Source organism: Enterococcus plantarum, assembly GCF_001730295.1.
Taxonomy (GTDB): Bacteria; Bacillota; Bacilli; order Lactobacillales; family Enterococcaceae; genus Enterococcus_L; species Enterococcus_L plantarum.
Window position 1 is genome coordinate 80,064 of sequence record NZ_MIKA01000050.1, and the last position, 12,994, is coordinate 93,057.

The following is a 12,994-nucleotide window of genomic DNA, read 5'->3' on the forward strand; positions in this document are numbered from 1 at the left end:
GGATTTTTTCATTTGAAGGATGCTGGGACAGAAGCGTTTAATCCCGAGAACCACGTAGGTACTGTGCAACATCAACTCGTACTTCGTTGTGTTTTACAGCAATAAGAAGGAATTCACGAAAATTGTTTCTCAAATTTTTGTGAATTTCAGCTTATTTCCGAAGCCTTCAAATCTTAGTGCTTTAGCACTTAGAATTTGATGTGATCGAAGCGAAGCGTAGTGTAGTGATTGCTTTTGCTTCCACCGTTTATTCGTATCTGGGGTGTGAAACAAAAGTGATTTTACTTTTGTCCCACGTCCCCTTTTTTATAAATTTAGCGCTGTAAATTATACTTAAGATAACAAGGTTAACTGAATAATTTGTGAAAAAGATCAGTTGGTGTTATTCTAAGAATATGGAATAACTGATGGAAGGAGCAAGAAGATGACAGGTGGAGAGGTTGCAGCGATTATCGCTGCAGTAGCGTTTGCTGTATTAGTGGTATTTATTGTTTTAGTATTGATGAAAATCAGTAAGACTGTAGAGAAAGTTACTACTACGGTTGATGAAGCAAATAAAACGATTGAGGTTGTAACGAAAGATGTTGATATTTTATCTAGGCAAGTCGAGGGACTTTTAGTGAAAAGTAATGAGTTGCTAGATGATGTTAATAAAAAAGTTGCGACGATTGACCCATTGTTCGAAGCAGTGGCAGAGTTAAGTGAAAGTGTTTCCGAATTAAACTTTTCTAGCAGAAATTTACTTGGAAAAGTAGGGGCAGTCGGAAAGACGACAGCTAAAGCTGGTGTCGTCAGTAAAGTAGGCGGAGCGGCATTTAGAGCATTCCGTCCAAAAAATCACCCAAAACAAGTGAAACAATAAAATAATAAAAGATAATGGAGGAATAAACATGGCGAAAAAAGGCGGATTTTTTATAGGAGCAATTATTGGTGGAACAGCAGCGGCAGTAGCAGCACTTTTGTTGGCACCAAAATCAGGTAAAGAGTTACGTGAAGATCTAGCAAATCAAGCAGATGATTTTAAAGAAAAAGCAACGGATTATACAGATTACGCTGTGCAAAAAGGTTCTGAGTTATCATCGATTGCTAAAGAAAAAGCTAGCGTGCTAGGTGAACAAGCAGGTGATTTAGCTGGAAATGTTAAAGATAAGACAAAAGATTCATTAGACAAGGCGCAAGGCGTTTCAGATACAGTTTTAGAATCGTTCAAAAAACAAACAGATGATTTGTCTGATCGTTTTAAAAAGACAGCGCAAGATGTAAACGATCAAGTCGATGAATTAGGTGACATCGCAGAAGACGCTTCTGACGATATATTTATTGATGTTAAAGAATCAGCGCAAAAAGCTAAAGAGACTGTTTCAGAAGGTGTTGCTGAAGCAAAAGAAGCAACAAAAGATGTTCCAGAAAAAGCAGAAGAAGCAAAAAAAGATACAAAGAAGGCTGTTAAAGAAACAGTTGAAGATGTTAAAGGTAAATAACAGTAAAAAGCAAAGCCCGCATTCGCAGAAGGATGTGGGCTTTGCTTTTTGTTATTCGATGATTATTAATTCTTTTGATGTTTTTGTAAATGCTTCACAGCCATTTTTAGTCACATGTAAACAGTCTTCAATACGCACACCGACTTTTCCAGGTATATAAATCCCTGGTTCAATTGAGAAGCACATCCCTTCTTCAATCACCAAATCATTTCGAGTTACTAAAGAAGGGTATTCATGAACAGTAGTACCAATACCATGACCCAAACGATGATTGAAATAGTCGCCATAGCCATAACTACTGATCACGCCACGAGCAACATCGTCTAATTCACCAGCAGTAACGCCAGGTTTAACTGCATCCATAGCCTTTAATTGTGCTTCCAATACGATTGAATAGATTTCTTTTTGGAAATCAGTTGGTTCTTTGTATGCAACTGTTCGAGTAACGTCACTGCAATAGCCATTATAAACAACACCTAAATCAAATAAAACCAAGTCTTGCTTCGCAACAGCCGTATTTCCAGGATTACCGTGAGGACTTGCTGCGTTTTTTCCAGTTAGAACTAAAGTATCAAAGCTCATTGAACGAATACCTTGACGTTTCAGCTGATATTCGATTTCAGCGAGAATTTCTTGTTCTTTAGCCCCTTCCTTAATGGCTTTGAAGCCAATCTCTAAAGCGACATCTGCCCAATCCCCAGCTTCCATTAGCTTCGTTACTTCAGATGGTGTTTTAAGTAATTGTAATTTTTCAATAATTGGAGTGACACTAGCTGAAAAATCGCTATTTGAAAAATAATTAGTTAAAATATCAAAACGGCTGACCGTTAAAGAGTCTTTTTCAGTTGCAATTTTACTTGGATTTCCATTCTTTTTGATCAATTGAGCAATTTTTTCCCAAGGGTTTTCACTATCAAGATATCCATAGACAGGATAAGACCATGAGCTTTTTTCAGCATCTTCAACTTCTAAAGCTGGGGTAAATAGAAAAGGATCATGGTTTAATGAGATAAATAAAGCTAACACTCGTTCATGAGGATCACTTTTGTAACCAGAAAAATAGGCAATATGTCCAGGATCACTAATATAAGTGAGGTCAATATTCTCGTTGGCCATCCATTTTTTTAATTCATTCATTTTTTCTTGATTCATAAATATCCTTCTTTCTGTTAAGGCTGATTACTGTAAAACTTATCTTTATCATACCACGAAATTGTGTAAAGCGCTTTTTGAAATGTAGAGTAAATTTTCATGAAAATGGGATAAAACGGTTGCAATAATAAAAAAACTCTGCTATTCTTAGTGAGAAATGTAAACAGCGTTTTCAGAAAATGAAAACAACTATAAATATTTAGGAGAATTAACATGGAAAAACAAACAATTACTATTTATGATGTTGCTCGTGAAGCAAATGTATCCATGGCGACTGTATCTCGTGTAGTTAACGGCAATCCCAATGTGAAGCCAGCTACACGCAAAAAAGTGTTAGAAGTAATTGACCGCTTAGACTATCGTCCCAATGCTGTAGCTCGTGGTTTAGCTAGTAAGAAGACAACGACTGTAGGAGTTATTATACCTGACGTGAGTAATGTCTTTTTTGCTTCATTAGCTCGAGGAATCGATGACGTTGCTACAATGTACAAATATAATATTATTTTGGCAAACTCTGACAGTAATGATCAAAAAGAAGTTAATGTATTGAATAATCTGTTGGCAAAACAAGTGGATGGAATCATCTTTATGGGACACCATATTACAGATGAAATTCGTGGCGAGTTTTCACGTTCTAAAACACCTGTTGTTTTAGCTGGTTCAATCGATCCAGATGAACAGGTTGGTAGCGTAAATATTGATTATACAGAAGCAACAAAAGATGCTACAAATCTATTAGCTAAAAACGGCAATAAAAAAATTGCTTTTGTTAGTGGCGCATTGATTGATCCTATCAATGGTCAAAATCGCATCAAAGGCTATAAAGATGCATTAGCTGACAATGGCTTATCTTATAATGAAGGCTTGATTTTTGAAGCTGAATATAAGTTTAAAGCAGGTATCTCTTTAGCTGAACGTATCCGCAATAGTGGCGCGACAGCAGCTTATGTGACAGATGATGAATTAGCAATTGGTTTATTGGACGGAATGATTGATGCTGGTGTGAAAGTACCAGAAGAATTCGAAATCATCACAAGCAACAACTCACTGCTTACGGAAGTTTCTCGTCCGCGTCTTTCAAGTGTGACACAACCTTTATATGATATCGGTGCTGTAGCAATGCGTTTGTTAACGAAATTAATGAACAAAGAAGAGATCGAAGATAAAACAGTTACCTTACCTTATGGAATGGATCAAAAAGGTTCAACTAAATAAAAATTTTAAACACCTAGTTAAAGGATTCTTTTTGGCTAGGTGTTTATTTATTATTTTAGAAAGTGAAGACGCAAAAATAAGTCAGCTATTTTTTTAGCTGACTTATTTTTATTAGTTACTATTACCGCTTGAAGTTGGCGTAGAATTTTCTTTCTTATCATCCTCTTTCTTCTTTTCTTCTTTTTTCTCCGAAGAAGAAGGTGGTGTTGAAGAGGAAGGCGTTTTTGGTGTTGCATAGCGGCCCCAATAGGCGCTATAGTTAGCATCTGATCCACCATAGCCAAATTTATATTGACTCTTCGGAGCACCATCTTTCGCATAGAAGGATTCGACATTTGGCCCAGGCGCAGTATAGGTTCCGCCATTATAGGTGAAAGTACCTGGTTTTTCTCCTGTGAAGCTTGAGACAGTTGATTTAATCACGTCTTTTGAAAGCGTGAATTTTTCACCAGCGCCGAATAAATCAGGTCTGACTGAATAGATTGCATTTGCCAAATTTGCTAAGTAGGCACTATTTTGATCACCACTATTTGGGCTCATTGCTGTTGGGTTATCATAACCTGTCCAAGAACCTAAGGTAATAGTCGGTGTTGAAACAACTAACCAAGCATCTTTATAGGCATCGGTTGTTCCTGTTTTACCGACCCAATCCACATTGCCAAAAGCAGGATTAAGACCATTGATCATATTTTTGAAGGGAGTAGTTATCTTTGAATCTAAGACTGAACGCATCATATCATTCATAATAGATGCCGTCGCTTCTGAATAGACTTGAACAGGTGCATCTTTATGTTCATAAATAACTTTTCCGCTATTATCAGTAATCTTATCGATCATATAGCCTTTTTGATATTGCCCTTTATTAGCGAGTGTTTGAAATCCATTTGTTTGAGTTAAAACAGTTGCTTCTATAGAACCTAAAGGCGCTGATTCGTAAGCCCATCCATCGTTAGCAGGGTAATTCATTTTGCTTAGATAGTTATTGTAAGCAAAATTATCATCGCCCATCTGTGCTTTCATCGCTTCATTTAGATGATAGACAGGAATATTATACGACCACTCTAATGAATGGCGAACAGTATCGAATGTGTTTGTTCCAGAATTTGTTGCATTTGTTAGCTCATCACCACTTCTGTATGACGTAGGATAATTGGCTAAGCGACTCTCTGAACCAACCATTCCCTGATCGATAGCAGGGCCATAAACTGAAATTGGTTTAATCGTAGAACCAACTTGTCTGAGGGTGTCTAATGCATGGTTGCTTTGGCTGACATTGAAGTCACGACCCGCTACAAATCCAATGATTCTACCTGTTTTATTGTCCATCAAAACATTCCCAGTCTCGACAAGTCCAGCACCATACCCATCATCTAACATATAACCATAGGTTGCAACAGCATTTTGCATGGTATCGTATACGGTTTGATCGATTGTTGATTGAATCGTATAGCCTCTATTTTGAATTTCCTTTCGAGCTTGATCCTTGTATTGAGAAAGTCCTAGGTCATCTAATGTTTCTTTTTTTACCCCAGCTTTTTCTATATTGATATCCATTACGACATTCGTTGCTTGTTCCAATACGGCATTATATAAGTAGCCTTGAGTATTTTGATTAGATTCTTGTTGTGGTTGGAAATCTTGCTTTAAGTCATAGTTTTTCGCCGCTTCATATTCTTCTTTAGTAATGGCTTTTTCACGATACATACTGAATAAAACAAAATCTTTTCGTTTCATGCCATAGGCCATATTCTCGTCATCTTTTAAAGCGCCTGTATTGCTATATGGCGTATAGATGATCGGACTTTGTGGTAAACCTGCAATAAATGCGGCTTGGGGAAGTGTTAGATCATTGGCATTTTTACCAAATAAACCTTTCGCCGCTTCTTCAACACCTGCAATATTTTCCCCTTTGTTATTACGACCAAAAGGAGAAACATTTAGATATGTTGTCACGATTTCATCTTTTGAAAAATACTTTTCAATACGGTAGGCAAGTAGAATCTCATTTGCTTTTCGCTTGAATGTTGTTTCATCTGTCAAGATTTGTTGTTTGACTAACTGTTGTGTTAACGTCGATCCTCCAGATGAACCGCCTATACCTGTCGCGTCAGAAACGAGCGCTCGGATGACCGCTTTTGGAACGACTCCTTTATGTTCTTCAAAGTATTCATCCTCGGTAGAAATAATCGCCTTTTTCAAGAGTGGTGAGATGTGTTCTGAGTCAACTCTTGTTCTGACTAAATCGGATTTGATCATCGCAATATTTGTACCGTCAGCATAAGTCATTCGGGATACTTCGGAGATGTCACTAATTTCCGTTTGGAGTTCTTCTTTTGTTGGTGGTTGTGTATCTTCAACCAGAAAAGCAAAATACCCCATACCAATCCCAAGGCCTAAAGCGCCTCCTAATAATAGAACAACAACTGCAAAGACAAATAATGATTGCAGTACACGAATCACGACATTTATAGTTAAAAAAATCTTTTTCTTTTCTGGTCCTTTAGTAGAATGTTGTTCCGTTTTACGGGAATTATTCTGATTGTCCAAAAGCTTCACCTCAATATAATGATACATTCCGTGATATTATAGCAAAAAAAATCTATAATGAACAGTTGTTCAGTTATTTCTGGGTACTTAATCAAAAAACTTACTATAAATGACTGAATAACCTTAGTTTTATTTTTTTAATCTATAAGAAAGTTTTACTTGTTTTTATAACTATTTTTACTTTTTAGTATTTTCTTTTAATCTAAAGAACACGATTTTTTCAATCAATTCTATTGGTAACTCCTGATCAAGAAAAAATCGAATGGCACCTTTACTTGTGGTGAATTTTGTTAGTTCATTTTTGAATGCTTCGATTGCAGTTGGAGCTGGATAAAACCTAACATTAGCAAAGTGAACTAAATTCCCGTTTAAATGGAAGGTGGGCATGCCATAAGACATTTTTCAGTTGCTTCTGGGATAAGTTGCTTGATAGTCGAATAGAGTAATTTTAGTTTAGCTTGGCGATTTTCTGGTGCGTTTGAGATATAGTCTTCAATAATGGGCATGGTATTTACCTACTTTTTTCATGGTTGATGTATTTAGTATACCATGGCGTCAGGAGTGGTGTATTCATTTTCATTCATAAAAATCAAGAAGGAAATAATGGTCTATCGCGACGAAATTTTTCCAGCTCTTAATGTAGATAAAAAGGATAGCTATATCGCAGATAGTACGTTAAAATTTAATCGAATGGTTCTTTTTTATCAACCATAGAATCATTTATTGAAAATCACAAAGAAGCAAAAATCGTCTTCAATCAACTAACATTAGGATATAAAAAAGTTAGGCGAGGTATATCTATAGTGCTAGGAAATTAAAGAACGCAAAGGAAAAAAATGAAATGATTGAGTTTTTGGGAAATGGAGTTAAATCTAAAGAATTATACCGAACAGATAGCTCTGGTAAATAAGCGTTTAAACTAAAGGGGGGCTGAAGATGGATCAAGTGCAAAATTATATAGAGAACATTGAGGCAAAATGGCAAGATGCATATTTAAGATTAGCGAATGTTATTACGGAAAATATACCTGAAGGATTTGTCTTACGTTTACAATATGGGATGCCAACTTATGTTGTTCCACTAAGTGTTTTTTCAGAAGGATATTTAGGCAGATCGGACGAACCATTACCGTTTATTAGTTTAGCTGCTCAGAAAAAGCATCTATCTTTGTATCATATGGGAATCATGGGAAATAAAGAATTGTTGGCATGGTTTCAAGAAGAATATCAAAAGGTAGTTCCAACAAAACTAAATATGGGAAAGAGTTGTATCCGATTTACTAATCCAAACACAATTCCATATGAACTGATTGGGGAATTGATCGGAAAAATTTCAATGGAAGAATGGATTGCGAGTTATATTCATTTTACAGAAAAAAATAAGAAGTAGTTGTGCTTATTATAAGAGGCAAAAAGATTGTTTTTTCTGTTCGTTTCACGTACTCTTTTAAAGAATGGAAAATTTAGGAGGATCATTATGTTATTAGGTTCACATGTTAGCATGAGTGGGAAAAAAATGTTATTAGGTTCGGCAGAAGAAGCCGCAAGTTATAATGCAACAACATTTATGATTTATACGGGGGCACCGCAAAATACACGCCGTAAACCAATCGAAGAAATGAACATCGAAGCAGGTCAAACATACATGGCTGAGTACAATCTGAGCAATATTGTGGTTCATGCTCCTTATATTATTAATCTAGGAAATACAATTAAAGTAGAGAATTTTGGATTTGCGACTTCATTTTTACGTCAAGAAATTGAACGTGCGCATGCATTAGGAGCAACGCAAATCACACTTCATCCAGGTGCTCACGTTGGAGCCGGCGTAGACGCTGGTCTGAAGCAGATTATCAAGGGACTTGATGAAGTATTATGGAAAGAGCAAATTCCGCAAATAGCACTTGAAACAATGGCAGGCAAAGGCACTGAATTGGGTCGTACCTTTGAAGAGTTGGCAACAATCATTGAAGGTGTTAAGTTAAATGAAAAGTTATCTGTTACAATGGACACCTGTCATATCAATGATGCAGGTTACAACGTAAAAGATGATTTTGACGGAGTTTTGGAAGAATTTGATAAAATTATTGGATTAGATCGTTTGAAAGTAATCCATGTAAACGATTCAAAAAATCCGATGGGTTCTCATAAAGACCGTCATGCCAATATTGGTTTTGGAACAATTGGTTTTGATGCGTTAAATAAAGTTGTTCATCATGAAAAGTTCAAAGAATTACCTAAAATTTTAGAAACACCTTATGTCGGAGCGGATAAAAAAACGAGCAAAGCACCATATGGCTACGAAATTGCGATGCTAAAATCACAAAAATTTGATCCTGATTTATTGGAAAAAATTGAAGGGCAGTAGGCTCAATTTTACTCTTTAAAAAAAGCGAAAAAAAGCGGAAGTGGTCTTTTGAAAATTTCTTGTGAGGAATATGACAAAAGACCTTTTCTTTTTGGTCTGTTTCTAGTAAAATGATTTCTTGAGAGCAATTTGTCAAAAGAGGGATAAATCCCTCATTAAAAATAAGAAACGGTAAGTAAGATAAGAATAGTGACTGCACAACAAATCCGCAGAAGTTCTTGTCTGGCTTTTCTAATAGAAAGGAGAGTTTTATATGTCAACAGGTTTAGTAGTATTGATCGCGATTATCGCTTTATTAGTAGGTGCAGCAGGTGGATTTTTCCTTGCGCGCAAATATATGCAAGATTACTTTAAAAAGAATCCTCCCGTTAATGAGGATATGTTACGAATGATGATGATGTCTATGGGACAAAAACCTTCTGAGAAGAAGATTCGTCAAATGATGCAGCAAATGAAGAACCAAGGAGACAAATAAGTTTTTTTGCTGCTATTCAACATTCAAGAGTGCAACGGGCCGATTTTTTGGTCCGTTTTTTTGTACTTATTTTTTAATAAATGAAAGGAGTTGTACTGAAATGAGTAAACAACAAATAAATGATGTGAGCGCACAGTAGTCAATTTAGAAGAGGAGAATGTAAATGTCTATTTTTAAAAAGTTAGGGTGGTTTTTCAAACAAGAGAAAAAAAGCTATACCATTGGGGTATTTTCATTGGTTATGGTAGCTCTTGTACAATTAGTTCCGCCAAAAGTAATCGGAATCGTGGTGGATGAGATCGCTGCAAAAAATCTGACGATAAAACCTATTTTATTTTGGGTCAGTATTTTATTAGTAGCAGCATTAGCACAATATATTTTTCGATATATTTGGAGGACGCACATTTGGGGTAGTGCAGCAAAGCTTGAAAAAGAGTTAAGACGGCAATTATTCCATCATTTTACAAAAATGGATACTGTTTTTTATCAGAAATACCGAACAGGTGATTTGATGGCTCATGCAACGAATGATTTAAATGCTATTCAGAATGTTGCAGGAGCAGGGATTCTAACCTTTGCAGATTCACTTATCACAGGTGGGGCCACGATTGTTGCGATGATTTTATTTGTGGATTGGCGTTTAACATTGATTGCATTGATTCCGTTACCATTATTGGCGGTCACGTCTAGAGTTTTAGGGTCGAAATTACATGATGCTTTCCGTGATTCACAAGCAGCCTTTTCAACAATCAACGACAAAACACAAGAGAGTATTACTGGAATAAAAGTTATCAAAACTTTCGGGCAAGAAAAAGAAGATATTCAAGATTTCACAGAAAAGATTGATGACGCGATTGTGAAAAACAAGCGCGTAAACTTTCTAGATGCTTTATTTGATCCGTTTATTACGTTGATCATTGGGATTTCTTATGTTTTGACAATTATTATAGGCGGACGTTTTATTATGGAAGGCACGATCACGATTGGTCAGTTGATATCGTTTATCAGCTATATTGGGATGCTGGTTTGGCCGATGTTTGCCATTGGTCGTTTGTTCAATGTCTTGGAGCGAGGCAATGCAAGTTATGATCGTGTGAATGAGTTGCTGCATGAAAAAACACATATCATCGAGAAAAAAGATGCAATACAAACACCTGCTATAGGTCAGGTGTCGATGGAAATTACTCAGTTTACTTATCCTAAAGATGACCACGTAACGTTGGAACAAATCAACTTTACGATTGGTGTGGGAGAAACATTAGGCATCGTTGGTAAAACAGGAGCCGGAAAAACAACGATTTTAAAATTGTTGATGCGTGAATACGATCATTATGAAGGTCAAGTGACTTTTGGTGGGCATGACATCAAAGAGTATTCATTGGATGCGTTAATGAATTCAATGGGGTATGTTCCTCAAGATCATTTTCTGTTTTCAATGACTGTGCGGGATAATATTCGTTTTGCTAATCCTGATTTTACAGAAGCAGAAGTGGAACAAGCAGCTGAAATGGCTTTTATAAATAATGAGGTCAAAGCATTTCCTAAAGGCTATGATACATTGGTTGGAGAACGAGGTGTTTCTTTATCAGGTGGTCAAAAACAACGGATTTCAATTGCTAGAGCGTTGATTGTCGATCCTGAATTATTGATTTTGGACGATGCTTTATCAGCGGTCGATGCTAAAACAGAAGAAGCAATCCTCTCTAATCTGAAAGAAGCAAGAAAAGAAAAAACAACGATTATTTCAGCCCATCGATTAAGTAGTGTTATGCACGCAAAAGAAATCATTGTCTTAGATGAAGGGAAAATCGTTGAACGTGGGACGCATCAAGAGCTATTAAGTCTTGCTGGATGGTATAAGCGCATGTGGGATAAACAACAATTAGAAGCGAAGATTGAAGGGAGTGAAGCATAATGGAAGAAAAATATGAATCAGAATGGACAAAATCGGTTCCGTTAAAAGAACAAGTCTCGATCGTCAAACGATTGCTAAAATTTGCACGGCCATTTCGGCGGACTTTTTTTACAGCGATTTTGTTTGCATTGATCCTATCAATTATCAATATTATTTTACCAAGAATCATTCAAACCTTCATGGATGATTATTTAACACCGAAAACGGCTACTAATCAAGTGATTCTCTTTTTTGCTGGGTTATATCTATTCGGTGTGATGGTTAAAAGTATCGTCTGGTTTTTCCAGTGGTTTTTATATTCCAATGCTTCACTAAAAACCTATCAGTATATTCGTGTGAAGTTGTTTGAAAAGTTACAGACATTAGGGATGCGTTATTTCGATCAAACACCAGCGGGGTCGATTGTTTCACGTGTCACGAATGATACAGAAACGTTGTTTGAATTTTGGTATGTCTTTTTGATGGTGTTAACAGGAATTTTTGCCGTAATTTCATCCTTTATTGCGATGTTTCAAATCAGTGGGAAAATTGCGTTGTACAACTTGATTTTCTTACCTATTTTATTGATTGTGATTTGGTATTATCAAAAATTCAGTTCTAGAATCTATAGAAGTATGCGTGAAAAATTAAGTCAGTTGAATACAAAGTTAAACGAATATATATCAGGGATGCAAATCATTCAGCAATTTAGACAAGAACAACGTTTGGAAAAAGAATTCGAAGCGACCAATAATGATTATTTACAGACACGTTTTTCAATGATCAAAACGAATTCTTTGCTTTTAGGTCCAATCATTAATTTCCTCTATACGTTAGCGATTGGTTTGACATTGACTTTGTTTGGTTATGACGCACTACATTCTCCTGTTGAAGTTGGAATGATTTATGCTTTTGTGACCTATGTCCAAGCGTTCTTTAACCCGATGACACAAATGATGGATTTTCTAAGTGTTTTTACAGATGGGATGGTAGCTGGTAGTCGAATATTGAAAATCTTTGATAACGAAGAAGTCACACCACAGCAAAAAATCGGAGCTAATGCCGAAATTATCCGTGGGAAAATTGAGTTTCGTAATGTTAGTTTTTCTTATGATGGTCAGAATAATGTTTTAAATAATATCAGTTTTATTGCGAATCCTGGTGAGACAGTTGCATTGATTGGGCACACCGGGAGTGGTAAGAGCTCTATCATTAATGTTTTGATGCGATTCTACGAATTTTATGAAGGTGAAATCTTGATTGATGATCGGGATATTCGTGAGTACCCATTACCTGAATTAAGAAAAAAATTAGGGCTGGTTTTACAAGATGCTTTTATGTTTTATGGTGATATCGCTGGGAATATTCGAATGTTGAATCCAAAAATCACGGATGAACAAATTAAAGCCGCGGCAGAATTTGTTCAGGCAGATAAATTTATAGAAACTTTACCAAAAAAATACCATGCTAAAGTGATTGAACGAGGGGCAAGCTATTCTAGTGGTCAACGTCAGCTGATTTCATTTGCTAGAACAATTGTGACCGATCCAAAAATCCTTGTACTGGATGAAGCTACAGCGAATATCGATACGGAAACAGAAGGGCTGATTCAAGAAGGGTTAGCAAATATGCGTCAAGGTAGGACTACAATTGCAATTGCTCACCGATTATCTACTATTCGTGATGCCGATTTAATTTTAGTATTAGACAAAGGTCGGATCGTCGAACGCGGCAATCATGAACATTTATTAGCTCAAAATGGATTGTACGCAGATATGTATCAATTACAAAATAGTGAAGGATAAAAAAGAGCCTAAGAAAAGCGTTTAGCTCCTAGAAATAAGAAGAGATTCACGAAAATTA

At 36.2% G+C, this 12,994-nt stretch carries 10 protein-coding genes and 1 pseudogene; 8 read left to right on the forward strand and 3 right to left on the reverse strand.

Going from position 1 to position 12,994, the window contains the following annotated elements:
- Positions 1-424: 424 nt before the first annotated feature.
- Both BCR22_RS14570 and BCR22_RS14575 read left to right on the forward strand, forming a co-directional pair.
- Positions 425-862, forward strand: coding sequence for a DUF948 domain-containing protein (locus tag BCR22_RS14570; protein WP_069655607.1), 438 nt, complete (start codon positions 425-427; stop codon positions 860-862).
- A gap of 28 nt (positions 863-890) precedes the next feature.
- Complete coding sequence (locus BCR22_RS14575; protein WP_069655608.1) at positions 891-1,481, forward strand: YtxH domain-containing protein; 591 nt, start codon at positions 891-893, stop codon at positions 1,479-1,481.
- A gap of 51 nt (positions 1,482-1,532) precedes the next feature.
- Here the strand turns inward: BCR22_RS14575 and BCR22_RS14580 are convergent, their stop codons facing one another.
- Complete coding sequence (locus BCR22_RS14580) at positions 1,533-2,633, reverse strand: aminopeptidase P family protein (RefSeq protein WP_069655609.1); 1,101 nt, start codon at positions 2,631-2,633, stop codon at positions 1,533-1,535.
- Between the two features lie 213 nt (positions 2,634-2,846).
- On the opposite strand from BCR22_RS14580, the gene ccpA reads away from it, so the two are divergent.
- Positions 2,847-3,848 (forward strand): catabolite control protein A, encoded by a 1,002-nt coding sequence (ccpA, locus tag BCR22_RS14585; RefSeq protein ID WP_069655610.1) that lies wholly within the window; start codon positions 2,847-2,849, stop codon positions 3,846-3,848.
- 111 nt (positions 3,849-3,959) lie between these two features.
- Here the strand turns inward: ccpA and BCR22_RS14590 are convergent, their stop codons facing one another.
- Positions 3,960-6,422, reverse strand: coding sequence for a transglycosylase domain-containing protein (locus BCR22_RS14590; RefSeq protein WP_069655611.1), 2,463 nt, complete (start codon positions 6,420-6,422; stop codon positions 3,960-3,962).
- A gap of 150 nt (positions 6,423-6,572) precedes the next feature.
- A pseudogene (locus BCR22_RS14595) lies at positions 6,573-6,901 on the reverse strand (iron chaperone).
- A 430-nt stretch (positions 6,902-7,331) separates the two neighbouring features.
- On the opposite strand from BCR22_RS14595, the gene BCR22_RS14600 reads away from it, so the two are divergent.
- From BCR22_RS14600 to BCR22_RS14620, 5 genes are all read left to right on the forward strand, one after another.
- The gene (locus BCR22_RS14600; protein WP_069655612.1) at positions 7,332-7,784 is read left to right on the forward strand and encodes a DUF1801 domain-containing protein; all 453 of its coding nucleotides are present in this window, start codon (positions 7,332-7,334) and stop codon (positions 7,782-7,784) included.
- A gap of 87 nt (positions 7,785-7,871) precedes the next feature.
- Positions 7,872-8,762, forward strand: a complete 891-nt coding sequence (locus BCR22_RS14605; RefSeq protein WP_069655613.1) for a deoxyribonuclease IV — start codon at positions 7,872-7,874, stop codon at positions 8,760-8,762.
- Positions 8,763-9,015: 253 nt separating this feature from the next.
- Positions 9,016-9,237: a YneF family protein gene (locus tag BCR22_RS14610; protein WP_069633758.1), complete on the forward strand. Its 222-nt coding sequence runs from the start codon at positions 9,016-9,018 to the stop codon at positions 9,235-9,237.
- 163 nt (positions 9,238-9,400) lie between these two features.
- Positions 9,401-11,152 carry an ABC transporter ATP-binding protein gene (locus BCR22_RS14615; protein ID WP_069655614.1) on the forward strand — a complete coding sequence of 584 codons (1,752 nt, stop codon included), beginning with the start codon at positions 9,401-9,403 and terminating at the stop codon, positions 11,150-11,152.
- Positions 11,152-12,936, forward strand: a complete 1,785-nt coding sequence (locus tag BCR22_RS14620) for an ABC transporter ATP-binding protein (protein ID WP_069655615.1) — start codon at positions 11,152-11,154, stop codon at positions 12,934-12,936. The genes BCR22_RS14615 and BCR22_RS14620 overlap by 1 nt, the downstream gene beginning before the upstream one ends.
- Positions 12,937-12,994: the final 58 nt, after the last annotated feature.

Coding starts and splice junctions, on each gene's coding strand:
- BCR22_RS14570 (WP_069655607.1), top strand. CDS start 425: ATGACAGGTGGAGAGGTTGCAGCGATTATCGCTGCAGTAGCGTTTGCT.
- BCR22_RS14575 (WP_069655608.1), top strand. CDS start 891: ATGGCGAAAAAAGGCGGATTTTTTATAGGAGCAATTATTGGTGGAACA.
- BCR22_RS14580 (WP_069655609.1), bottom strand. CDS start 2,633: ATGAATCAAGAAAAAATGAATGAATTAAAAAAATGGATGGCCAACGAG.
- ccpA (WP_069655610.1), top strand. CDS start 2,847: ATGGAAAAACAAACAATTACTATTTATGATGTTGCTCGTGAAGCAAAT.
- BCR22_RS14590 (WP_069655611.1), bottom strand. CDS start 6,422: ATGTATCATTATATTGAGGTGAAGCTTTTGGACAATCAGAATAATTCC.
- BCR22_RS14600 (WP_069655612.1), top strand. CDS start 7,332: ATGGATCAAGTGCAAAATTATATAGAGAACATTGAGGCAAAATGGCAA.
- BCR22_RS14605 (WP_069655613.1), top strand. CDS start 7,872: ATGTTATTAGGTTCACATGTTAGCATGAGTGGGAAAAAAATGTTATTA.
- BCR22_RS14610 (WP_069633758.1), top strand. CDS start 9,016: ATGTCAACAGGTTTAGTAGTATTGATCGCGATTATCGCTTTATTAGTA.
- BCR22_RS14615 (WP_069655614.1), top strand. CDS start 9,401: ATGTCTATTTTTAAAAAGTTAGGGTGGTTTTTCAAACAAGAGAAAAAA.
- BCR22_RS14620 (WP_069655615.1), top strand. CDS start 11,152: ATGGAAGAAAAATATGAATCAGAATGGACAAAATCGGTTCCGTTAAAA.